Raw genomic sequence first — 23,803 nt, 5'->3', positions numbered from 1 at the left:
CTGATATCGGGGTAAAACCCGGTTTCGACTTGCCAATTCCTTATCCGCGGCGCAGAACCGGGGGTAAGGCCCTGAGCTGTCGAGATTTTTAACCCTTATGCCTGTTTCTCGCTGATGCAGATCTATTTGCCGATCGCGGAACTCTCGATCGACCCGTTCATGCTGCTGCTGCTTGGCGGCGGTGTCGGGTTCCTATCGGGCATGTTCGGGGTTGGCGGTGGCTTCATGATGACGCCGCTTCTGATCTTTATCGGCATCCCGGCCCCGGTGGCCGTGGGTACCCAGGCAAACCAACTGGTCGCGAACTCTGTTTCCGGTGTCCTGGCCCACCTAAAACGCGGGCATGTGGACATCAAAATGGGACTGGTCATGTTGGCTGGCGGTGTCCTCGGCACCTTTGTCGGCATCACGATCTTCCGCATTTTGAGTGTGCTGGGTCAGATCGATCTGGTGATTTCCCTATCCTATGTGATCACCCTTGGCCTGATCGGCGGGTTGATGATCACGGAGAGTATTCGCAGCCTGATCCGACGGCGGCGGGGTGCTGGTGCGGCCACCAAACGGCAACGGCATAGCCGCCTTCATGGCCTGCCGTGGAAGATGCGGTTCCCACAATCTCGTCTTTATATCAGTGCTTTACTGCCGGGTGGCATCGGCTTTTTGGCCGGCTTGTTGAACGCTGTCTTGGGCATCGGTGGCGGGTTCTTCCTGATCCCGGCGATGATCTATGTCATTGGCATGCCCGCCAGCCTGGTTGCCGGCACCTCGCTATTCCAGATTATGTTTACGACGGCGGTCAGCACCTTCCTCCACGCCGTTACCAACCAGACGGTAGATGTGTTCCTAGCGTTGATCCTGTTGGCTGGCGGCGTGTTCGGCGCCCAGTATGGCAGCAAGGTTGCGGGCAAGGTCCCAGCTGAGGCCTCACGGGCCATGCTGGCGATTATCTTGCTGTTGGTCGCCGGTGGTCTGACCCGGGAGCTGATTAGCGAGCCGGAAAGCATCTATAGCGTCACGGCCGTGGTGTCAGAGGCGGAGGCAGGCCGATGATTGCACGCCTCATAATCCTGCTCGCCCTTATGATGTTGCCCCTAAGCCAGGCCAAGGCACAGGCGTTGAGCGCTGATCTCTCAGACCACCTGATTGCGATCAACACTGCCTTCACCGGCACAGAACTGACCCTGTTTGGCGCCACGGATGGGGAGGGTGATGTCGCCGTTGTCGTTGAGGGGCCCCGCGCCACGCTAACCGTGCGGAAGAAGGCCCGGGTTGCCGGTATCTGGACCAACACCGAGAGCCTACGCTTCAACGATGTGCCGACCTATTATTACGCCGCCGCAACCCGGGAGCCGGATAACTTCCTGCGCCAGACGCCACGGCAGATCCACCGGATCGGGCTGGAAAACCTGCCGCTGCCGACCGAGGTAAACCAACTCGACAACGCGACGGAAAGAGCGTTTCGGGAGGCACTGATTGAAGATCGGCAGGCGGCTGGCCTCTACGCTGCCCAGATTGGCAACGTTACGTTTAACGGCAGCCGCCTATTCCGGGCCGATATCTTCTTCCCGGCCAATGTACCGACCGGGAACTACACCGTGCGGGTCATGCTGATCCGGGGTGGTGAGGTGGTGGCCGAGGTTGATACCCCGCTGACGATTGAGAAGGTGGGGATCAGCGCGGATGTCTTCGACTTCGCCCATGATTATTCCGCGATCTTCGGCCTCGCCGCCGTGTTGATCGCCGCAGCGGCGGGATGGTTCGCCGCCTTCATGTTCCGCAAATCATAACAACGAGTTAACGACCGGGCGGCAACAGCCCAGCACCCTCAAGGGAGGCAACTAATGTCCGACAGTCCAACAGATAACGGCGCAGAAGCCCCAGCACCAGCCGCCGATGCCGCGCCAAGTGAGGCGAAAGCCGCGGAAGAGAGCAGCAGCGGCGCCGATAACGCACCCGACCCCGCCAGCCCGGCCGGCAACCCCCGCACCTTCCTGGTTGTGGCGGATGAGAGTGCAGAGATGGAAGTGGCCCTGCATTACGCCTGCCGCCGGGCAAAGCATACCGGCGGCCGGGTTGCCTTGCTGCATGTGATCGATAGCGGCGAGGTCCAGCAATGGGCCGCCGTGGAAGACATGATCCGTGCCGAGAAGCGGCAGGAAGCCGAGCAGAAGATGCATAAGCTCGCCCGCCAGGTGCAGACCGAAACCGGCGGCATGGCAATCATCCATGTTCGCGAGGGTAAGCGGCGCGAAGAGCTGCTGAAGCTGATTGAGGCGGAGGAGAGCCTGTCGATCCTGGTATTGGCCGCCGCCGCCAGCGATAGCGGCCCCGGGCCGCTGGTCAGCCACGTGATGGAAAAGGGGCTGAGCCGCCTACGGATTCCAGTGGTGGTGATCCCTGGCGGGTTAAGCATTGCCGATATTGATCAGTTGACCTAACGGCGCTGGTTCACCATTTCCTCCGTTAAGCAATTGCCACGGCTAACTTAGAAGGGCCGCAACCATGTTTATCGAAACCGAAGACACACCAAACCCAGCGACCATTAAGTTCCTGCCCGGTCGGGAAGTCATGGGCCGCGACGGCACCGCCGATTTCCGCGATGCCGAGGCCGCCGGTCGCTCCCCCCTCGCCAGCCGCCTCATGGGCGTTGATGGGGTTGAGGGTGTGTTCCTTGGCTATGACTTCGTCTCTGTCTCCAAAACCGATGAGGCTGACTGGTTCCAACTGAAACCCGCCGTCCTCGGCGCGATCATGGAGCATTTCAACAGCGGCGATCCCGTCCTGGCCAAAGAACAGGCCGAGGAAGCCGACGACACGCCAAAGGCACCGGCCGATGAGGATGAGGTATCAGCCCAGATCCGTGAGCTGATCGAGACCCGCGTCCGCCCAGCCGTAGCGCAAGATGGCGGCGACATCGTCTTCGAACGCTTTGAAGATGGCGTGGTCTATCTGCAGATGCGCGGCGCCTGTGCTGGCTGCCCATCCTCAACCATGACCCTGAAGCACGGCATCGAGAACATGCTGCGCCACTACATTCCTGAGGTTGAGGAAGTCGAACAGACGATGTGAGGCCAGGCTGGCCCCATCATCTGTCCTTAGGGTCGGGGGCCTAGTACCGCCCGATCACCCGCCGGTCGCGATAAGTAGAAATTAAGGCCCAGCCAGCGCCAGCGCTCTGGCTCGCCATCGGTTGCGGCACCTGCCTGGGTTACCGGCATGGTGCAATTTACCCGTGCCCGGCCAGGCTCAAACCCCGCCGCCAAGCGCAGCTCAACCCGGCGCCCAATGGTGGTCATGCCAAGCAGGCCCTGATCACTGGCAAAGCAGTTCAGACGATCGAGGCGGCCCATCGCCTCATCCACGGTAAAGCCAATCTGTGGCTGCGGATCGGAGAGCGCCATATCCCTGGGCGTCATGCCCTCAACACTGAGCGGCAGGGCATTGATCGCCAGCCGGAACCGGTCGGCATCGCCAAACTTCTCAGTAATCGGGAACCGCGGCAGGGAGAAGCTGCCGCCGCTGGGCAGGCTGTTGGGGTCGAGGGCACCGGAATGCAGGCCAAATCCGGCAACAAAGCCGTGTCCCGCCAGAACATTGATCACCCGATTGCTGAATTCACCATAGGGGTAGGAGAACAAGCGCGGCGTCGCCCCCAATTCAGCCTCCGCCCGGCTTAGCGCGTGGCGAATATCTTTGAGAAGGTCCAGATCTGTCAGGCCCGGCAAATGGGCATGGGCCGCACCGCGCAGGCCGATTGTGACACCCTCGCTTGCAACCTCGCGGATCTGATCCCAGCTCATGTATTGGGAGGCGCCGCCATCGACCAGATCAGTGGCAACAAACAGGGTGACCGGTAGCCCAACCGCCTTCAGCCGTGGCCAGGCATGCTCATAGAAACTGCGATAGGCATTATCGACCGTGATCACCACCCGGCGTCGATCCGGCTGCGCCGGGGTTGGCGCCGCAGATTGCCCGGCCAGTGCCAGGGCGGCGGGCAGATCAATTACATCGATATTGGGGTTAGTCAGGGCACGCAGATGCCCCTCAAATTGGTCGAGGCGGATGCTGGCCCCTGGGAATGCATCCTCGCCAAACCGGAAATAGGCGAGCACGGTGCTGCTGCGACCGGCGCCGGCGGGGTTAGCCTCCGATGTCAGGGCAAATGCCGTCGCGGGGAGGGTCAGCAACCCACCCAACATCACGAGGATGGCTGGCAATAGTGAAAAGAATTGTCGGTTCATGCGGTTGATTGACCTGTAACCCCGCACAAAACGCGCGACAACCATAGCTGTGATTTGCCAAGACGATCTGCAGCGATAAGTTGCCACGGTCATCCCGATACTCACGTTCCACTAAACGCCTCGATCGCAAGGATAGCAGAAAACCATGAGCGAAAAGACACCCCTAAACCAACAAGCTCTCGATCTTTTGTTCAACGAGGCACGAACCTTCAATGATTGGCAGGACAAACCCGTTGCGGATGAGACGCTGCACCAGGTCTTCGACCTGATGAAGATGGCGCCGACCAGCGCCAACTGCTCCCCCGCCCGGATCGTCTTTGTGAAGTCTGACGAGGCGAAGGAAAAGCTGAAGCCATGCCTTGCCGCCGGCAATCTGGATAAGACGATGAGCGCACCGGTTTGTGCCATTATTGCCCAGGATATGGAGTTCTATGAGAAGCTGCCGCAGCTCTTCCCCCATACCGATGCCCGGTCCTGGTTCGCTGGCAAACCCGCCGCGATTGAAGAGACAGCGTTCCGCAACGCGACCCTGCAGGGTGGTTACCTGATGTTGGCCGCCCGGGCCCTCGGTCTGGATTGCGGTCCGATGTCTGGGTTTGACAAGGGCAAGGTGGATGAGGCCTTTTTCGCTGGCACGACGATCAAATCCAACTTCCTCTGCAATCTCGGTTATGGCGACCCGGTCAACATGCACCCACGCAGCCCACGTTTTGAGTTCGGTGAGGCCTGCACCATCGCGTGATCAGATCAGCCCCGTTAAAGGGGGCCGATAATGCGCGTTCTCGCCTTCGATACCGCCACTGCAGGCTGTCACCTGGCGATCCTGGATGGCGACCAAGTCTTGGTCGACCGCCGGGAAGCCATGGCCCATGGGCAAGCGGCTGTCCTGCTGCCCTGGATTGAGGCTGCGCTGGCCGAGGCAGGGTTGCAGCCCGGTGATCTGGATTTAGTAGCCGCAACCACCGGGCCCGGGGCATTCACTGGCATTCGAATTGGCCTAGCCGCCGCAAAGGGGCTTGCCCTAGCGCTGGGTATTCCCGGTATGGGAATTAGCAGCTTCGATGCCTTCCACGCCTTGGTACCAGATGATGCCAAACCGCTATTGATCGCCATCGATAGCCGTCGTGCTGACCTGTTCTTTAGGTATCTCACAATTAACGGTGACGCTCGAGAACAGGCCCTGGCTCCCAACCAGCTTGTCGATTGGCTGGGTGGTGACGTCACCGGACTTCGGGTTATCGGCGATGCAGCAGACATGGTTGCGAATGCCATCAATGCAGAGATTAGTGTCATCCAGACCCGACCCGACCCAGTCGTACTGGCTAGGCTGGCCCAAGAACGATACGAGTGGGATGAGCTTGCGCCACTTGAACCGGTATATGCCCGCCCTCCAGATGCCAAACCCGCCAAGCCATCCCGCATCTGGCTCGCGGAACAATGAGCGACATTGGCGACCCCCGGCCACTTACCGCCGAAGCGGCAGGTGAGATCGCCGAGCTATTGGAAGAGGTGGCCGCCAATGATGGTCAAGCAGTCGCGGGTGGCTGGTCGGCGGATAGCCTGGCCAAACAACTGAACGCCGGCCATAGCCAGGCTTGGGGACATAGGGGCGCGGATGGGGGTGCACTGACCAGTGTAATCTTGGTTCAGTCCGTCGCCGATAGGGCTGAAATCCTACTGATTGCCACGGCTGCCAACGCGCGGAGGCAAGGGCTGGGTGTGGCGCTGATCAACCACCTGGCCACTGACGCCGCCAGTAAAGGATGCGAACAAATCATGCTGGAGGCCGCAGCCAGCAACCGCGCGGCAATTGCCCTTTACCAGCGAACTGGCTTTACCCAGACCGGGTTACGGCCGCGATACTATGGCAATGAGGATGCGATATTGATGACCCGCAAGATTGGCGGGATTGTCGATCAGAACTGATGTCAGAATTTCTGGGTCTTAATTACCTGGGGATTGTTCGACACAGATAAAAGCATTCACCCAGCAAATTTTGCTAATTGTTCAAAATATTACTTTTATTTCTACAGCAAAACCGGCCAAAGTGCCGGGTAATAGAGCTCTGCCCGTAATTTGATCGATGCCCGCCACCCCAATGATTGGGACAAATGGCACGGCAATGAAGGGCCGATATCATCTAGCGCTGTTCGGAATGATCGGTACGCAAGCCGGTCGAAGAGAGTTCACGAGAAGGTTTCAAACCTCAAAGGCAACCAAAGACCGGCAGTAATCGAGCACATCATTAGAACTGAGGACTTAGACCCCAATATGAGCCAAATGACCGACGACGCACTCGCAATGGAAGAGCCCGATACTTACCACCTACTGGCCCTGACCAGTGAAATCGTATCGGCCCATGTGTCGAACAACTCTGTCGCACCGGCTGAACTGCCGAGCCTGATTGAGAACGTGTTCAAAACCCTCGCCGGTTTTGGTGAGACGGTTGAGCCAGAGCCAGAGCGTCCACAGCCAGCCGTGCCGATTAAAAAGTCGATCACGCCTGATTACATCGTCTGCCTGGAAGACGGTAAGAAGCTGAAGATGCTCAAGCGTCACCTGAAAACCGCCTACGATATGTCCCCTGAGGAGTATCGTGAGCGTTGGGGCCTGCCATCGGATTACCCAATGGTCGCGCCGAACTACGCCAAGCAGCGTAGCCAACTGGCGAAAGACATTGGTCTTGGCACCAAAACCACCCGCAAGCGTGGTCGCCGGAAGTAATTCCAAGCGCTGAGATTTGATATAGAAGAGCCCGTCCCAAGCCTGAGGCGGGCTTTTTCTTTACGCTCTAGGCGCCCGTTCTAAGGCCACCCCAGATCAATTTTTGTTTCTTGCGGGCCGGTTATGCTTGGCAATAACAAAGCTCGACATCATATTGCGGCCAATCGCACGGCGACGTGAGCGCCAGCCCTTGGGACCATCGTTGGGTACAACCAAGGCACAGAATAATCAGCCCGGACCCTATACCGCCGGGCATTGAGAGTAGCGGGGATAGCACCGGTGAGTTTGGAGCTTTTGCAAGGGGACGGCCTGCGCCTTGGCCGCCTCGGCGCACGACTAGCCACGGGGCCGGAGGATGTGGCCGCCGTTCAGCGCCTGCGCTACGAAATCTTCTATGAAGAAATGGCCGCAAAGCCGGATGAGGCCATGGCCGCCGAGCGTAAGGATATGGATGCGTTCGATGACCATGCCGACCACCTGATGGTGATGGATCATGAGCGTAATCAGATCGTCGGCACCTACCGCCTGATGCGCCGTGAACTGGCCCAGAAGGCTGGCCAATTCTACTCGGTTGATGAGTACGATATCGACCCGCTGGTTCAGCAGCCGGGCGACATCCTGGAGCTCGGCCGCTCTTGCGTTCATGCCGAGTATCGCGACCGCCCAACCATGCAGCTGCTATGGCGCGGTTTGGCCGCTTACGTGTTCCATTACGATATCGGCTTCATGTTTGGCTGTGCGAGTTTCCCCGGCGTTGATCCGGATGAACATGCGATGGCGTTTTCCTACCTGCACCATCACCACATGGCGCCGGAAGAACTGCGGCCCGTGGCCGTGCGCGACCGTTATGTCGATATGAACCGGCTACCCGCCGATCAGATTGACCCCAAGCGCGCGCTGAATGAGATGCCACCCCTGATTAAGGGTTATCTGCGCCTGGGTGCGAAGTTTGGAGACGGCGCGGTGATTGATCCGCAGTTCCACACAACCGACGTTTGTGTGGTGGTGAAGACCGATACGGTCACCTCCAAATACTACGACCACTACACCCGTCGGATTAATGACGAGAAAGACGCCGACGCCAGTAGCGCATCCAACTGACGTCTAGCGAACGCCCCGACTGATATGCCCACCGGCTCCCGCATACTTGGCACCGTCCGCCTGTTGACCTTCCTCCTGATGGTCCTGCTGGTCGGTGGGATCCAGGCCATCATTCTGGCCGTACCATCCCTTCGCCGCGCCCATGAGCATCGCATCCCGCTGATGTTTCACAAGCTGGCCTGTAAGGTGTTTGGCATTGAGATTGAACTGCATGGCAAGCCGGTGGAGACAAAGCCATTGCTGTTCGTCTCAAACCACACATCCTATCTCGATATCCCGGTTCTGGGCTCGCTGATCCCTGGCAGTTTTGTTGCCAAGGCTGAGGTGGCGAGCTGGCCACTCTTTGGCACGCTGGCCCGCCTACAGCGCACCGTGTTCATTGAGCGGAACCGCCGCGACCTGGACAACCAGCGGCGCAACATGGCCGACCGGGTGACCGATGGCACCGATCTGATTCTGTTCCCAGAGGGCACATCATCCGACAGCCTTGGCGTCTTGCCGTTCAAATCCGCGCTGTTCTCTGTCGCTGATTTAGCCGCGGGGAATGGGGAGGGCGATACCCAGCTGACCATCCAGCCGATTGCCGTTCTTTGCACCCATTTGGATAACCTGCCGCTTGGCCGGGATATGCGCCATGTCTATGCCTGGTACGGCGATATGGACCTGATGCCCCATCTATGGCGCCTGGCCTGCCTCGGCCACTGCACGGTGACGGTGGCCTTTCTGAAGCCGATCAAGGTTGCGGGGGCGAGCCGTAAGGACATGGCAAAGCAGGCCGAGGATGCGGTGCGCGGGGCTATCGACCAGATCAATGGCGGCCTGCCCCTCGATGGCCTTGCCGGCGTGCCAGAGAGAACGCCTGATCCAAGCCCGGAAGCGCTTGCCGCATAGGCGCTTTGCCCTAATTTCCGGCAGACTTGCCTTGCAGCCTTCAAGCAGCCACTGTAAATCCCCGCTGCCATGAACAATAGCCAAACCAAAACCGCGCCTGATACCGCGCCCGAAAACCCAGCCGAAGAGCGCCCAGACACCAAGGGCGTGCTGATCCGTACCTGGGGCTGTCAGATGAATGTCTATGACAGTGAGCGGATGGCCGACCTCCTCACCCCGCTGGGCTATAAGCCCGTGGAGGCACCAGAGGATGCGGATCTGGTTATCCTGAACACCTGCCATATCCGGGAAAAAGCGACGGAGAAGGTGTTCTCCGACCTTGGCCGGTTACGCAAGGTGAAGGATGCCCGCGCCGCTAAGGGCAAGAAGACGGCTATCGCTGTCGCTGGCTGCGTCGCCCAGGCAGAGGGTGAAGAGATCACCGAGCGCGCACCCTATGTCGATATGGTGTTCGGGCCCCAGGCCTATCATGCCCTGCCTGAGATGGTGGCGGCGGTTGAGAAGGGCACCGGCGGCAAGCGGCTGATCAACACCGATTTCGCGGTGGATGAGAAGTTCGATCAACTGCAAGGCGAGGCAGAGAAGAACGCCAGTAATCCAGGCCCCAGCGCGTTCCTCTCGGTTCAGGAAGGCTGCGATAAGTTCTGCGCCTTCTGTGTTGTTCCCTATACCCGTGGTGCCGAATACTCCCGCCCCGTCGCCCAGCTTATTACGGAAGCGAAACGGTTAGCGGCTGGCGGCACGAAAGAGCTGAACCTCCTGGGCCAAAACGTGAATGCCTATCACGGTGAGGGGCCGGATGGTTCCGATTGGGGCCTCGCCCGTCTGCTGTATGAGCTGGCGGAGATCGATGGCATTGAGCGCCTGCGCTACACCACCTCGCACCCGCGCGACATGGATGATGCGTTGATTGAGGCCCATGGCGCGATCCCAGGCTTGATGCCGTTCCTGCATCTGCCCATCCAAGCCGGCTCTGATCGCATTTTGGCGGCCATGAACCGTAAGCATGATGCCAAGTTCTACCACCAGATCATTGACCGGCTGCGGACGGCCCGCCCCGACCTGGCGCTATCCTCTGACTTCATCGTCGGCTTCCCAGGTGAGAGCGATAAGGACTTCGCCGATACCCTGCGCCTGGTTCAAGAGGTTGAGTATGCGCAAGCCTACTCGTTCAAATACTCCACCCGCCCGGGCACGCCAGCGGCCGATGCCAAGACCCAAGTGCCTGAAGACGTGAAGTCCGAGCGGCTGAGCGCACTTCAGCAGCTACTGAATGCCCAGCAGGATGCCTTCAACCGCCGGATGATCGGCGAGACCGTGCCAGTACTGCTGGACCGTATGGGCCGGATCCCGGGCCAGTTGCATGGCCGCTCGCCCTACATGCAGTCGGTCCACGTGACGGCGAATGAGCGGCTGTTTGGCCAGGTGGTAGATGTGAAGATCGCCAGCGCCCACGCGAACAGCGTCACCGGTGACATTGTCACCGTTGCTGATGAGGTGATGGGCAGCGAGCTGGAGGTTGCGTCTTGAGCGATAGCAAGACCGCAAAACCATCGGATCTGAACAATCAGATCACCCTGGAATTCGACGATAACCACCTGCTCGCCCTTCTCTGCGGCGAGCATGACGCCCATCTTGCGCGTATCGAACACCAGCTGGGCCTGCAGATCGCGAGCCGGGGCAATCGCCTTGCCCTGATCGGCCCAGAAGAGTCGGTTGAAACCGCCCGCACCGCGCTGGAAACGATCTGGCAGCGGTTGAAGCACGGGCTTGAGGTTGGACCGGCTGAGATTGATGCCGTGTTGAGGAGTGCCATGGGCAATCTTGATGAAACCGCACGGGCTGCCGCCCTCCGCGCCATCGGTGCCGGAACCCCGGTGGTTGAGCGGGGCGGTAAACCTGGCCGTGGGCACAGCAATGCCGCCGGTCTGATGCCACGCAGCCCAACCCAGGCGCGCTACCTTCAGGCCATGGCCGATAGCGCCCTTGTCTTTGGCGTTGGCCCGGCCGGTACCGGTAAAACCTACCTCGCCGTCGCTGAGGCAGTGCGCCGGTTTCTGGCGGAAGAGGTGGACCGGATCATCATCACCCGCCCCGCGGTTGAGGCCGGTGAGCGCCTTGGCTTCCTGCCCGGTGATATGCGGGACAAGGTCGACCCCTATCTGCGCCCGATTTATGACGCGCTGTTTGATCTTTTGGGCCCAGAACGCACGGCCAAACGGCTGGAGAGTGGGCAGATCGAAGTGGCCCCGCTTGCCTTCATGCGCGGCCGTACCCTGGCCAATGCGTTCGTGATCCTGGATGAGGCGCAGAACACCACCACGATGCAGATGCGCATGGTGCTGACCCGCCTGGGTGAGAATAGCCGCATGGTTGTGACCGGCGATCCGAGCCAGATCGACCTGCCGCCCAATGTCCGCTCTGGCCTGTTGGAGGCGTTGGATATCCTCGGCGAGGAGGAGGATATGGATATTGTCCGCTTCGCCGCTGAAGATGTGGTGCGCCATGCGCTGGTGGCCCGGATCGTCCGTGCCTATGCCCGGGCTGATAAAACAAAGAAACAGCCCGAATGACCCAGCCTGCCCTGATCCTAGAGGTCGCGGATGACCAATGGGCCGCTGCCCTCGCGCCCAAAACGCCTGTGCAAGTGGTCCAAGATGCCCTGAATGCTGGTCACGAAGAGCTGATCGCCAATGGCAAACCCGCCGACTGGCCGAGTGAGCTTGGCTGGGAAGTCTCAGTTGTCCTGACGGATAACGATGCCGTACGTGAGCTAAACCGGGATTATCGGGGCAAGGATAAGCCGACGAATGTGCTGTCCTTCCCGCAATTTGAGACGGGCGAAACTGTGTCCGCCCTGCCCGGGATGGAGGCGCTGCCCATCGGTGACTTGATCCTGGCCCAGGATGTGGTTGCAACCGAGGCCCAAGCGCGGGATATTCCCATATGGCAGCACGTCACCCATTTGGTGGTGCACGGGCTGTATCACCTGGTCGGCCTGGACCATGAAGATGACGAACAGGCCGCTTTTATGGAGCAGTTGGAAGTGTTGGCGTTACGCCGGTTGGGTCTCGATGACCCCTATCGCTTTGATCGTGTTGGTTTGGCCGTTGACGAAGAGGCCTCAGCACAATGAGTGAGCAACCAACCAAATCCAGCATGCCCGCGGGTGAAGAACCACCGGGATCTAGTCCCAAGCCCCACACGGGTGGGGCACCGATCAGCCAGAAAACCTACAACCCCGCTGATAACAACGGCGGCGATGGCCTAATGGCGCGGATCAAACGCCTGTTTGGTGGCGATGACGGCAATGATATCGGCGTCGATGCCGCCATCTATGGCGAGATGACCGGCAACAGCAAAAACGGCGGCAAGAACGGCAATGGTCGCAATGGCGCCGAGGCTGATAACGCCGCCGCCGCGCATGAGCGGATGCTGATCCAGAACGTGCTAGCGCTGCGCGACCTCTCAGCCGAAGACTGCATGGTCCCGCGGGTGGACATCAATGCGATTGAGGTCGACACCCCGCAAAGTGATCTGCTGAAGCTGCTGGCCAACAAGACCCACAGCCGGATGCCGGTTTATCGCGAGAGCCTGGATGAGGTTGTCGGCGTTCTGCACATCCGGGATGTGCTGGCGGCCCTGGCAGCCGGTAAGCCGCTCGTGCTGACTGATCTGGTCCGCAACCCCATGATTGTTGCCCCCTCAATGCCGGTCATGGATTTGCTGCTTGAGATGCGGATGAAGCAGACCCACCTGGCCCTTGTCGTTGATGAATTCGGCGGCATTGATGGCCTGGTGACCATTGAAGATCTGGTTGAGCAGATCGTCGGTGAAATCCGCGATGAGCATGAGACGGATGAGGCACCACAGTTGGTGGAACAGCCAGACGGCACCCTGATCGTCGATGCCCGCTTGGATATCGATGATTTTGAGGCCCATGTCGGCCACCTGCTGACCGAGGAAGAGCGGGAAGACATCGACACGCTGGGCGGCCTGGTTTTCGCCCTGGCCGGTGAGGTGCCAAATCGCGGCGCCCTAATCCCCCATAGCTCAGGCCTTGAGTTTGAGGTGTTAGAATGTGATCCCCGCCGCATTCGCCGTTTGCGGGTGCACCATTACCGGACCGCAGGCCGTACCGATGAGGGACAAGGCGCGACCGTTACCGGCGCCTCCAACCAAAGTTAGAAACTGGTCAGCTTATGGCAGTCAGTCAGGCGCCCTGGGCCGTCCCGAAACCCATCTCCCTGCGCCCCCTCTTCTTGAAAGGCGTACCGGGCCAGCTTGATGCCTGGCTTGCCCCGCTTGAGCGGCCCGCCGCCTGGTGCGCGGCGCTTAAGCCTTGGAAGCGGATGGGCTTGGCGTTCTTGCTGGGTGCCCTGGCCGTCCTATCCCTCGCCCCGCTCAACTTCTTGCCTGCTTTGCCTATCGCTTGGATCGGCTTTGCCTGGTTGTTTGATGGGGTAACGACAAAGCGGGGCGGGTTTGCGACCGCTTGGGCCTTTGGCTTTGGCTATCTGGCCTTTGGCCTCTACTGGATCAGCGCGGCCCTGTTCACCGATATTGGCAAGTATTGGTGGTTGGTGCCGTTTGCCGTGACCCTGCTGCCCGCTGGACTTGCGATATTCTGGGGCCTGGCCGGTCTCGCCGTCACCGCCTCTGGCGCTAAGGGTACCGGTCGATTTCTGGCGCTAGTCGCCGCCTTTACCCTGGCTGAGTTCCTGCGCGGCACGGTTCTGACTGGCTTTCCCTGGAACCTGGTCGGCTATGGCCTCGCCGGTAGTGAGGCACTGCTGCAAGGGGCGGCCCTGATCAGCAGCTATGGCTTAAGCCTGTTTGCGATTGCGGTCCCACTAGCCCTCGCGACCCTCTGCCAGGGCAAGGTTGAGGCGCGGCTGCGCCTGGCTCTGCCGCTGTTGGCGATCATCGGCACCGTGGCCCTGTGGTCCTGGGGTGCCGCACGCCTGTCCGACAATCCAACCACTTACCATGCCAGCACCACCGTTCGGCTGATCCAACCCAATGTTCAGCAGACTGAGAAGTGGGATGCGGAAAACCGGCGTGAGATCCTGAACCGGCTGATCACCCTATCCACCCAGCCACCGGACGATGACGGCGATACGATCCCGCCAATAATTATCTGGCCAGAAACGGCGGTGCCCTATGCCCTCGGCATTGATGAGGCGGCACGGACCGCCGTGTCCCTGGCAATCCCATATGACGGCTACCTCCTCACCGGCACGCCACATCGGGAGCCGCTAGAGAACGATAATGAGGAAGGGGGCTTCCGCTATCACAACAGTGTGATCACCCTGAACGCGGCAGGGGATGCGCTGGGCCGGTATGACAAGGTCAAGCTGGTCCCGTTTGGTGAGTTCCTACCGCTCCGCTCGATCCTACGCCCGCTGGGTATGGACGCGATTGCCGCTGGGTCTTCTGATTTCAGCCCGGGCCAGCGCCTGGACGCCACCTACCTACCACCGCTACTGCCGCCCAGCCTGCCACGGCCACTGCCCATGGTCTGCTATGAGGTTATTTTTCCAGGGCTTTTCAGCGGTGCCGTATCGTCGGCTGATTGGATTGTGACGGTCACCAATGATGCCTGGTTCGGCGCCACAGCTGGCCCACATCAGCATTTCTTCAGCGCTAGAATGCGCGCGATTGAAACTGGGTTGCCGGTTGTTCGGGTCGCCAATACCGGCATCTCTGGGGTCATCGACGGCCATGGCCGGGTGCTGGTTCAGAGTGCGATCAACACCGCCGATGTCCTCGATATGCCGCTGCCAAAGCCGGTCAATCGGGCCACCCCAGACGGATCGAGTGAGCTGAATGACGCATCTCACTTCACCCCGATGTGGTTTTTCTATATCTTGCTGATTGGTTGGATCGTGATAACGGTCGTGACGGTACGCAGCACCAATAAAACTGCGACCTAACGCAAAGCGTGTATCGATCAGTTAAGCCAACCAAAACATGACCGGGTACCGGGGTCGGCAAGCCAACGGGCAACCCAGTTAGTGTAGGAAACCAAACAGATATTCGCCCGTCGAATAGCCCAATAGAGCCGTTTATGCCTTTCGATCAGGATCAACCAGGACAAGCCCAATCTGGTGGTGCCCGTAAACAGGATAGCGGTCCACACCCGGTGGACATGCATGTGGGCCTGCGACTGCGCCAGCGGCGGACCCTACTGGGCATGAGCCAGGAACGGCTCGGTGATGCCCTGGGCCTCACCTTCCAGCAGGTGCAGAAGTATGAGCGCGGCGCCAACCGGATCGGCGCCAGCCGCCTATTCCATTTGAGCCGCCTGCTCGACGTCTCGGTAAACTACTTCTTCGATGATATGCCCGCCGACGTCCTCGCGATCTATGAGGGGCCCGGGGAAGCCACGACCGAGCCGGTCGCCGGCTTCGGTGAGGAACCACAGGCGCGGCTCGACAATGACCCAATGGCGCGTAAAGAGACCCTGGACCTGGTTCGGGCCTATTACAGCATTGGCGATACCGGTGTCCGTCGCCGGATCCTAGACCTCGCCCGCACCCTGGCGAAGGCTGACTAAACAGGCGCTTAAGACCCGGCCAAACCGGCTATGTCTTGTGGTTATCAACCCTAAATTTTTACAGCTTATGCTGGGCAGGCGCCTGATGCTTGACCTTGGCGGCTACGCTTGCCACAACAGCCACCCTCTCATCAGCGTTCGTTGATGACGTCGCATCATCTAATCAATTCATAATAACGGCGGAGTTCTGGCCCATGACTGTTGTCCCACCATCCAAGCCAGCCGCCTCCGCAGAAGGTAGTAGTAGCGTGAGCCAGGGCGATTTCCTTTTCACCAGTGAGTCTGTCTCTGAAGGTCACCCAGATAAGGTGTGTGACCGCATCTCCGACGCCATCGTCGATGCCTTCCTCGGCGCTGACCCGCTCTCCCGCGTGGCGGTTGAGACCATGACCACCACCAACTTTGTCGGCCTGGCCGGTGAAGTGCGCGGCCCGGACAGCGTGACCCATGAGCTGATGGAGCAGCTGGCCCGCGAAGCGATCAAAGACATCGGTTACGAGCAAGACGGCTTCCACTGGAAGAACGCGGAAGTCCTGAACCGGGTGCACCAGCAATCTGCTGATATCGCCATCGGTGTTGATGCCAATGCGGCTGACAACAAGGATGAAGGTGCGGGCGACCAGGGCATCATGTTCGGTTATGCCTGCCGTGAGACGCCGGTTCTGATGCCAGCGCCGATTTACTATTCCCACGAAATCCTTCGGTCACTGGCCACTGCTCGCCACGCCAAAGATGTCGATTTCCTCGGCCCAGACGCGAAGAGCCAGGTCACCCTGCAATACCGCGATGGCCAACCTGTTGGCGCCACCTCCGTTGTTGTGTCGACCCAGCACACCGAAGGCGCCAGCCAGGAAGAAATCCGCGAATATGTTCGCACCCATGTCGAGAAGATCCTGCCTGAGGGTTGGATGTGCCCGGATGCTGAGTTCTATGTGAACCCAACCGGTCGCTTCGTGATTGGTGGTCCGGATGGTGATGCCGGCCTGACCGGTCGTAAGATCATCGTCGACACCTATGGCGGTGCCGCACCACACGGTGGTGGTGCCTTCTCCGGTAAGGATCCGACGAAGGTTGACCGCTCAGCTGCCTATGCCGCGCGCTACCTCGCCAAGAACGTGATCGCCGCTGATCTGGCCGACCGCGTCACGATCCAGCTTTCCTACGCGATTGGCGTTTCCAAGCCGCTCTCGGTTTATGTGAATACCCATGGCACCGAGAAAGTGGACGACACCAAGCTGCCAGCCATCCTGCAGGATGTGATGGATCTAAGCCCACGTGGCATCCGTGAGCACCTTAAGCTGAGCCGCCCAATCTATGCCCGCACCGCTGCTTATGGTCACTTTGGCCGTGAGCCAGAGGCTGATGGCGGCTTCTCTTGGGAGAAGACGGACCTGGTCGACCAACTGAAGAGCGCGTTCTAAGCGACTTTAGGGATCTGCCGGGGACACAAGACGCGATCGGGGGTTAACTGCTGGCCTTATGCAGGAGAGCGATGCTCAACCGCGCAGACGCGGCGATCGTTTCTATGGCCGCCGCCGTGGCCGCCCCTTACGGGCGGGCCGCGCCGATGCGCTGACCACCCTGCCCGAATACGGCCTGCCAGTCCCACCAGAGGGTGAAACCTACACCGCGGATGAGCTGATCGGCCCGGACGGCCTGTTCGGTCGCGAGATCGAGGATTTCTGGCTCGAAATCGGCTTTGGCAATGGTGAGCACACCCTGCATATCGCCGAGACCTATCCCAATGTCGGCATTCTGGGCTTTGAGCCGTTTCTGAACGGTGTCGCCGCCATGCTGAACCACATGCATGCGCGCAAGATTGAGAATGTGCGGGTGTTTCCCGATGACGCGCGCAAGCTACTGCCCGCCATTCCAAATTCAGTTGTTGGGCGCCTTTATCTTCAGTTCCCAGATCCCTGGCCGAAAACCAAGCATCACCGCCGCCGCTTCCTACAGCCATCCACCCTGGACCGGTTTGCCGCGATCATGAAACCAGGCGCCGAGCTGCGCCTGGCCACCGATGATCCAAGACTGGCCGATTGGATGATGGAACGGACCTGGCGCCACCCCGCCTTTAAGTGGCAGGCAGAGCAGGCGAGTGATTGGCGAGTACCACCAGAGGATTGGTCGCCAACGCGGTATTTTGAGAAGGCGGTGGCCCAGGGCCGCTGCGGTTACTTCCTGAACTTCACCCGCATTGATGAGGGCTAGCAGGACGCCCCCCAATCATCCGCGCTTGTGCCTGTCGTAAAAATCCCTATATTGGCGGCCATACCTGATTGTACGTGATGACGCTTTGTAGAAGACGAGGTTGAGCGACAATCGGCGCGACAGGATCGCGTTGGATGGGTGGGCCGTTTCGGTCCGCCTTTTTTGTTGGCCGAATGGGGCCAGGACAGAGTTTTACGAGCAAGGCAAAGCATGGCCGATCCGGCAACCAAAGTTGCGACGATTATCGAGCCCGCCCTGGAAGATATGGGCTATGAGCTGGTGCGCGTGCAGCTGCAGGGCGGTAAGCGCCCAGTGCTGCAAATCATGGCCGACCGCGCCGATGGTGCATCGATGACCGTGGATGATTGCGCCGATATCTCCCGCGCTATTTCTGCCGTGCTCGATGTGGAAGACCCAATCCCTGACGCGTACCACCTTGAGGTATCGTCACCAGGGATCGACCGGCCGCTGACCCGGCTGAAGGATTATGTGAACTACGCCGGCTTTCAGGCGAAGGTGGAGCTGTTCCACCACGCCACGACTGAGCCGGGCGGCCGCCGTAAGTTCAGCGGCACGATTATCGGCACCCAGGATGACGACGCCGTGGTGCTGGAGATGGAGGAGGGTGAGATCGCCCTGCCTTTCAACGGCATTCAGAAAGCCAAGCTGATCCTAACCGATGCGCTGATCGCCCATGAACAGGCGAAGGCGGGCGGTAAAGCCGGCGCCCAGGGCGGTGCCTTGGAGTTGGATGAAGCCGGCGATGATGTCGATACCGAATTAGAGATTACCGAGACTCAACATTGAGCGACTAACACTGCGCCGCACTAGCTAGAGACAGCGGACAGAAGAACGAAGGACGGAAAAATGTCAGGAACTCCACGCCTCGAATTGCTGCAAGTGGCCGATGCGGTCGCCCGCGAGAAAAGCATCGACCGGGAAGAAGTGCTGGTCGCCATGGAACAGGCGATCCAAAAAGCTGGCCGCTCAAAATACGGCCTAGAGCACGATATCCGCGCCGAGGTCAGCCGCAAAAACGGTGAGATCACCCTGGCCCGCTACCGCGAGGTCGTCGCCGACGATGCTGAGATCGAAGATGAAAACATCCAGCTTCCACATCGCGAAGCTGTGGTTATCCAAGAGGGCGTTGAGATCGGTGAGTTCCTGATCGACCCACTGCCACCAATTGATTTTGGCCGCATCGCCGCACAGACCGCGAAGCAGGTGATCGTTCAGCAAGTGCGCGGCGCTGAGCGTGCCCGCCAATATGAAGAGTACAAGGACCGCGCTGGCGAGATCGTCAACGGTATCGTCAAGCGGGTTGAGTATGGCAATGTGATCATCGATCTTGGCCGTGCCGAGGGCTATATGCGCCGTGATGAGACCATCATGCGTGAGTTCTTCAAGAACGGTGACCGGGTTCGCGCCTATATCTTCGATGTTCGTGAAGAGCAGCGCGGCCCACAGATCTTCCTGTCCCGCACCCACCCAGAATTCATGGCCAAGCTGTTCGCGCAGGAAGTGCCTGAAATCTATGACGGTGTGATTGAGATTAAGGCCGTTGCCCGTGACCCAGGCAGCCGCGCGAAGATCGCTGTGATCTCCAATGACAGCTCTATCGACCCTGTCGGCGCTTGCGTTGGTATGCGTGGTAGCCGTGTGCAGGCCGTCGTTGGCGAGCTGCAAGGCGAGAAGATCGACATCATTCCATGGACCCAAGACGCCGCCACCTTCTTGGTGAACGCGCTGGCCCCTGCTGAGGTCTCCAAAGTGGTGATGGATGAGGAAACCGGCCGGGTTGAGGTTGTGGTGCCAGAAGAGCAGCTGAAGCAGGCAATTGGCCGTCGTGGTCAGAATGTGCGCCTCGCTTCCATGTTGACCGGCTGGGATATCGACATCATCACCGAAGAGGACGAAGCCGCCCGCTTCCAGGAGATGATGAAGAAGCGTACCGAGATCTTCATCGAGGCACTGGATTGCGACGAGATGCTGGCCAGCCTGCTGGTCACTGAGGGCTTCGCTAGCCTGGAAGACATCGCCCAAAGCCCAGTTGATGAACTGACCGGCATTCAAGGCATCGAGGAAGAGCTGGGCGCTGAACTTCAGCAGCGCGCCGCCAACTTCATCGAGAAGCGTGATGCCGAGTTTGAAGCCCGCCGGGTTGAGCTTGGCGTGGAAGATCAGCTGGCCGAGATCGGCGGTATGACCCCAGAAATGATGGTGAAGCTGGGCGAGAACGAAGTTCGCAGCCTGGAAGACATCGCCTATCTGGCTGGTGACGAATTCGTTGAAATCGTTGGTGAAGAAGCGATCACTGAGGACAGCGCAAACGCCATCATCATGGCACTGCGTAGCCAGCTATTTGAAGAAGAGTGGCAAGCCGCTGATGAAGCAGCTGCCGAAGCCGAGGCGGCTGAAGCTGAGGGTGAAGAAGCTGAAAAGGCCACGGCGTAATGTACGCCGAGCCATTCAGTAACGGATTTACCCGCTGCCCCAGCCACTTCCGAAAGGACGCATTTGAGCACGGCACAAGACACCGCAACGGACCAGGAGTTCGAGCAGGATACGCTCGATAACGGTCCCGCCAATTCGGCCCGCAATAAAAAGAGTGGGCCGGAACGGCGCTGTCTTGTGTCCCGTCAGCCAGGTCCAACCGACCGGCTGATCCGCTTTGTCCTCGATGGTGAAGGCCAGGTCACACCCGACCTCGCTGAAAAGCTACCCGGCCGTGGTGCCTGGGTAACCGCTGATCACGATGCCCTTGAAACCGCGATTGAGAAGAAGCTCTTCTCCCGCGCATTCAAACAGCCGGTGACGGTGGATGCTGAGCTGCCGTCACAGCTTTCAAACCTATTATCGCAACGCTGCCTGAACTGGCTGGGCCTTGCCCGGCGCGGCGGTCAGGCTGTCGCCGGCTCCGATAAAGTTATCGATTGGCTGCGCCGCGATGATGCCTATCTCTTAATTCAGGCGAGTGATGCCAGCCCGGCCGGCCGCGATAAGGTTGAGCGCTACGGCAAAGGCGCCCGCACCACTGCCCGCAATGACGACACCTTTACTGCTGCCGAACTAGGCGCCGTTTTTGGCCGTGATATCGCGGTCCATGTGGCCGTGGGCCCAGGCTCGCTGGCCGAAAGCCTTGTTCGTGATTTGGACCGCCTTGGCGGGATTGGCCGGGAGCCGCCGGAAACCTAATCCCCATGACAGCCCAAAAAGGGCGGAAAAACACGAGTTTGGTTGCTTAACCCGTTGGTTTTTGCCACAACACCCCACCGCTAACGGCGGCGCCCCGAACAGAGAGCTCGAACACGAAGCTTAGGGGTGGGCCGCCGGATAGGACGACACGGATCGACATGACTGAAACGAAGACCTCCGACAAGAAGACCGCCGAGGACAAAAAGCCCGAAGCGAAGAAGACCAAGACGCTAAGCCTAGGCGGCGCTGGCAAGCTTGAGATCAAGCGGCCTGGCGAGAGCGGTGCTGTGCGTCAAAGCGTCAGCCAGGGCCGGTCTAAGAACGTCCAGGTGGAAGTCCGCCGTAAGCGTACCCTAAGCGCTGAAGGCCTGACGACCGAGACCAAGCCGGAAGAGCAGGAAGACCCGGTTGAGGCGCAGCCCCAGACCGAAGGCAAAGCCGAGGTCAAAGAGGAAGAGTCGCCAGAAACCCAGGCCCTTCGCAATCTGAGCGAGAGCGAGCGCGACGCCCGGATCAAGGCGCTGCAGGAAGCCGCCAACCGCAAAACCGAAGAGCGTCCAGCCCCACCACCGCGCCCAACGCGCGCGAAGAAGGCCAAGAAGGACGAAGAGCCAGCCGAGGAAGCAGCGGCTGAAGAAGCACCGGTTGATGAGGCGCAAAGCCTGCGCGACCGTGAGCTGGCCGAGCTGAAAAAGATCCAGGCTGACGAAGCCGAGCAAAAGGCCGTCGAAGACGCCCGCCTTGAAGAAGAAGCCGCCAAGCGCCGCGCCGAAGAGGCCGAGCGTGAGCGCGCTACTGCCCGCACCGCTGGTCCGGCCGCACCTGCTGGCCCGGTTGAAGAGGAAGATGCCCGCGGTGGCCGTAAAAAGGGCAAGGGCGCTGGCGCTGTTAAACAGACCCCAAACACCCGCCGTGGTGCCGGTGGCGACCGCCGCCGCACGGGTAAGCTGACGGTTACCCAGGCGCTTAACGATGATGTGGGCGAAGGTCGCTTCCCATCACTGGCCGCACAACGCCGTGCCCGTGAGCGTGAGCGGATGAAGTCCATGCAGCCGCAGGAGGCCGTTAAGGTCACCCGCGAGGTGAAGGTGCCCGACGCCATCACCGTGCAAGAGCTAGCCAACCGTATGGCCGAGCGTGGCGGCGACCTGATTAAGGCGCTGATGAAGATGGGTGTGATGGCCACCATCAACCAATCCATCGATGCCGATACCGCTGAGCTGCTGGTTGAGGAATTTGGCCACAACATGGTCCGCGTCTCTGAAAGCGACGTGGAACTTGGCCTGTTCACCACCGAGACCAAAGATGATGACGGCGATATGGTGCCGCGCGCGCCAATCGTGACCGTGATGGGCCATGTCGACCACGGCAAGACCTCCCTCCTCGATGCCTTGCGTAAAACCGATGTGGTCGCGGGCGAAGCCGGTGGCATCACCCAGCATATCGGTGCCTATCAAGTGACCTTGGAAGATGGGGCAAAGATCAGCTTCATCGACACCCCGGGCCACGCCGCGTTCACCGAGATGCGCCAACGTGGTGCAACCGTGACCGATCTGGTGATCCTGGTCGTTGCCGCCAATGATGGGATCATGCCGCAGACAGTTGAGGCGATTAACCACGCCAAGGCTGCCGAGGTGCCAATCATCGTCGCGATCAACAAGGTCGACCTGCCAGAGGCCAACCCAGACAAGGTCCGCCAAGAGCTGCTGACCCACGAGCTGATCGTGGAAGCCATGGGCGGTGACATTCTGGATGTGGAAGTCTCAGCCAAGCAGGGCACCAATCTCGACAAGCTGGAGGAAGCCATTCTCCTGCAAGCTGAGATCCTGGAACTGAAGGCCAATCCAAACCGCGTTGCCAACGGCACCGTGATTGAGGCCAAACTGGATAAAGGTCGCGGCCCGGTCGCTACCGTCCTGGTTCAGGGTGGTACGCTTAAAGTTGGCGATATCTTCGTTGCCGGCGCTGAGTGGGGCCGCGTTCGTGCCCTGGTCAATGACCGCGGTCAGAACGTCAAAGAAGCTGGCCCAGGCGTGCCGGTCGAGATCCTCGGCCTCCAGGGCGCACCAAATGCCGGTGATGAGTTCGCCGTCGTTGAGAACGAAGCCAAGGCCCGTGAGATTTCTGAGTTCCGCCAGCGCAAGCTGCGCGAGACCCAGACGATTGCTGCTGGTCAGGGCTCACTTGAGCAAATGTTCAGCGCCATCGCAGCGGGTGAGCAGAAAGAACTGGCCGTCGTCATTAAGGGCGATGTCCATGGCTCGGTTGAGGCTATTGCCACCTCGCTCACCAAACTCGCCGAGGACAGCGATGAGGTGAACCTCCGCGTCCTGCACTCCGGTGTTGGTGCGATTAACGAGAGCGACGTCACCCTTGCTAGCTCCACCAGTGCGATGCTGGTCGGCTTTAACGTTCGTGCCAATCCGCAAGCCCGTGAAACGGCTGAGAAGGATGGCGTGGACATCCGCTACTACTCGATCATCTACAACCTGATCGACGATGTGCGCGGCCTGCTGAGCGGCCTGTTGGCGCCAAGCTTGCGCGAGACCTTCCTCGGCAATGCCGAAATCCGCGAGGTCTTCAACATCACCAAGGTCGGCAAGGTTGCCGGTTGCTATGTCACCGAGGGCGAAGTTCGCCGCGGTGCCAAGGTCCGGCTGCTGCGTGACAGTGTGGTGATCCATGAGGGCTCCCTGAAGACGCTCAAGCGCTTCAAGGATGAGGTCAAAGAGGTCAAGAACGGCTTCGAATGCGGTATGGCATTTGAGAAGTATGACGACATCAAAGCCGGTGACGTCATTGAGTGCTTCGAAGTCGAAGAAGTGGCCCGCGAGCTTTAATCGACCGAGCTGAACCGACAAAGACATCAGCCCAAACAACA

23 protein-coding genes are annotated in these 23,803 nt (G+C 59.9%); 22 read left to right on the top strand and 1 reads right to left on the bottom strand.

All coding sequences use genetic code 11. The annotated features are described in order from the left end of the window. The first annotated feature begins 114 nt into the window (after positions 1 to 114). The 4 genes from KI792_14155 to KI792_14140 all read left to right on the top strand — a co-directional run bounded on the left by KI792_14155 (position 115) and on the right by KI792_14140 (position 3,069). Positions 115 to 1,050: a sulfite exporter TauE/SafE family protein gene (locus KI792_14155; protein ID MBV6634166.1), complete on the top strand. Its 936-nt coding sequence runs from the start codon at positions 115 to 117 to the stop codon at positions 1,048 to 1,050. Continuing rightward, the gene (locus tag KI792_14150; protein ID MBV6634165.1) at positions 1,047 to 1,787 is read left to right on the top strand and encodes a TIGR02186 family protein; all 741 of its coding nucleotides are present in this window, start codon (positions 1,047 to 1,049) and stop codon (positions 1,785 to 1,787) included. The genes KI792_14155 and KI792_14150 overlap by 4 nt, the downstream gene beginning before the upstream one ends. A 54-nt stretch (positions 1,788 to 1,841) precedes the next feature. Then, a complete protein-coding gene (locus KI792_14145) occupies positions 1,842 to 2,438 on the top strand; it encodes a universal stress protein (protein ID MBV6634164.1) in 597 nt (198 codons plus the stop codon). Between the two features lie 64 nt (positions 2,439 to 2,502). Further along, entirely contained in the window at positions 2,503 to 3,069 is a 567-nt protein-coding gene (locus KI792_14140) for a NifU family protein (protein MBV6634163.1), read from the top strand. Positions 3,070 to 3,095: 26 nt separating this feature from the next. On the opposite strand, the gene KI792_14135 is transcribed toward KI792_14140, so the two are convergent. Beyond that, the gene (locus tag KI792_14135) at positions 3,096 to 4,241 is read right to left on the bottom strand and encodes a polysaccharide deacetylase family protein (protein MBV6634162.1); all 1,146 of its coding nucleotides are present in this window, start codon (positions 4,239 to 4,241) and stop codon (positions 3,096 to 3,098) included. Positions 4,242 to 4,386: 145 nt separating this feature from the next. Between KI792_14135 and KI792_14130 the strand changes: the two genes are divergently transcribed. The 18 genes from KI792_14130 to infB all read left to right on the top strand — a co-directional run bounded on the left by KI792_14130 (position 4,387) and on the right by infB (position 23,762). Further along, a complete protein-coding gene (locus KI792_14130) occupies positions 4,387 to 4,983 on the top strand; it encodes a malonic semialdehyde reductase (protein ID MBV6634161.1) in 597 nt (198 codons plus the stop codon). Between the two features lie 30 nt (positions 4,984 to 5,013). Continuing rightward, a complete protein-coding gene (gene tsaB, locus KI792_14125) occupies positions 5,014 to 5,682 on the top strand; it encodes a tRNA (adenosine(37)-N6)-threonylcarbamoyltransferase complex dimerization subunit type 1 TsaB (GenBank protein MBV6634160.1) in 669 nt (222 codons plus the stop codon). Continuing rightward, entirely contained in the window at positions 5,679 to 6,167 is a 489-nt protein-coding gene (locus KI792_14120; protein ID MBV6634159.1) for a GNAT family N-acetyltransferase, read from the top strand. Before tsaB ends, KI792_14120 begins: the two co-directional genes overlap by 4 nt. A gap of 354 nt (positions 6,168 to 6,521) precedes the next feature. Next, complete coding sequence (locus KI792_14115) at positions 6,522 to 6,965, top strand: MucR family transcriptional regulator (GenBank protein MBV6634158.1); 444 nt, start codon at positions 6,522 to 6,524, stop codon at positions 6,963 to 6,965. A gap of 285 nt (positions 6,966 to 7,250) precedes the next feature. Beyond that, the gene (locus tag KI792_14110) at positions 7,251 to 8,066 is read left to right on the top strand and encodes a GNAT family N-acetyltransferase (GenBank protein ID MBV6634157.1); all 816 of its coding nucleotides are present in this window, start codon (positions 7,251 to 7,253) and stop codon (positions 8,064 to 8,066) included. A gap of 24 nt (positions 8,067 to 8,090) precedes the next feature. Next, entirely contained in the window at positions 8,091 to 8,957 is an 867-nt protein-coding gene (locus KI792_14105) for a 1-acyl-sn-glycerol-3-phosphate acyltransferase (GenBank protein ID MBV6634156.1), read from the top strand. A gap of 69 nt (positions 8,958 to 9,026) precedes the next feature. Further along, positions 9,027 to 10,487 carry a tRNA (N6-isopentenyl adenosine(37)-C2)-methylthiotransferase MiaB gene (gene miaB / locus KI792_14100; GenBank protein ID MBV6634155.1) on the top strand — a complete coding sequence of 487 codons (1,461 nt, stop codon included), beginning with the start codon at positions 9,027 to 9,029 and terminating at the stop codon, positions 10,485 to 10,487. Next, positions 10,484 to 11,530, top strand: a complete 1,047-nt coding sequence (locus KI792_14095) for a PhoH family protein (GenBank protein ID MBV6634154.1) — start codon at positions 10,484 to 10,486, stop codon at positions 11,528 to 11,530. Before miaB ends, KI792_14095 begins: the two co-directional genes overlap by 4 nt. Continuing rightward, complete coding sequence (ybeY, locus tag KI792_14090) at positions 11,527 to 12,093, top strand: rRNA maturation RNase YbeY (protein MBV6634153.1); 567 nt, start codon at positions 11,527 to 11,529, stop codon at positions 12,091 to 12,093. The genes KI792_14095 and ybeY overlap by 4 nt, the downstream gene beginning before the upstream one ends. A gap of 134 nt (positions 12,094 to 12,227) precedes the next feature. Then, a complete protein-coding gene (locus KI792_14085; GenBank protein ID MBV6634152.1) occupies positions 12,228 to 13,145 on the top strand; it encodes an HlyC/CorC family transporter in 918 nt (305 codons plus the stop codon). Positions 13,146 to 13,159: 14 nt separating this feature from the next. Then, positions 13,160 to 14,893, top strand: a complete 1,734-nt coding sequence (gene lnt / locus KI792_14080) for an apolipoprotein N-acyltransferase (GenBank protein ID MBV6634151.1) — start codon at positions 13,160 to 13,162, stop codon at positions 14,891 to 14,893. Between the two features lie 134 nt (positions 14,894 to 15,027). Continuing rightward, complete coding sequence (locus KI792_14075) at positions 15,028 to 15,516, top strand: helix-turn-helix transcriptional regulator (GenBank protein MBV6634150.1); 489 nt, start codon at positions 15,028 to 15,030, stop codon at positions 15,514 to 15,516. A 248-nt stretch (positions 15,517 to 15,764) separates the two neighbouring features. Next, the gene (gene metK, locus KI792_14070; GenBank protein MBV6634149.1) at positions 15,765 to 16,937 is read left to right on the top strand and encodes a methionine adenosyltransferase; all 1,173 of its coding nucleotides are present in this window, start codon (positions 15,765 to 15,767) and stop codon (positions 16,935 to 16,937) included. Positions 16,938 to 16,995: 58 nt separating this feature from the next. Then, entirely contained in the window at positions 16,996 to 17,727 is a 732-nt protein-coding gene (locus tag KI792_14065) for a tRNA (guanine(46)-N(7))-methyltransferase TrmB (protein MBV6634148.1), read from the top strand. 210 nt (positions 17,728 to 17,937) lie between these two features. Further along, on the top strand, positions 17,938 to 18,534 hold the full coding sequence (gene rimP, locus KI792_14060; GenBank protein ID MBV6634147.1) for a ribosome maturation factor RimP: 597 nt from the start codon (positions 17,938 to 17,940) through the stop codon (positions 18,532 to 18,534). Positions 18,535 to 18,594: 60 nt separating this feature from the next. After that, complete coding sequence (gene nusA, locus KI792_14055) at positions 18,595 to 20,181, top strand: transcription termination/antitermination protein NusA (protein ID MBV6634146.1); 1,587 nt, start codon at positions 18,595 to 18,597, stop codon at positions 20,179 to 20,181. Between the two features lie 63 nt (positions 20,182 to 20,244). Further along, positions 20,245 to 20,922, top strand: a complete 678-nt coding sequence (locus KI792_14050; GenBank protein MBV6634145.1) for an RNA-binding protein — start codon at positions 20,245 to 20,247, stop codon at positions 20,920 to 20,922. A gap of 158 nt (positions 20,923 to 21,080) precedes the next feature. Beyond that, positions 21,081 to 23,762, top strand: coding sequence for a translation initiation factor IF-2 (infB, locus tag KI792_14045; protein MBV6634144.1), 2,682 nt, complete (start codon positions 21,081 to 21,083; stop codon positions 23,760 to 23,762). The last annotated feature ends 41 nt before the right edge of the window (positions 23,763 to 23,803 follow it).

The sequence above is a fragment of the Alphaproteobacteria bacterium SS10 genome (genome assembly GCA_019192455.1).
GTDB lineage: Bacteria > Pseudomonadota > Alphaproteobacteria > TMED2 > TMED2 > TMED2.
The sequence above is the reverse complement of the archived record's forward strand: the minus strand, read 5'-3'. Positions and strand labels throughout refer to the sequence as shown.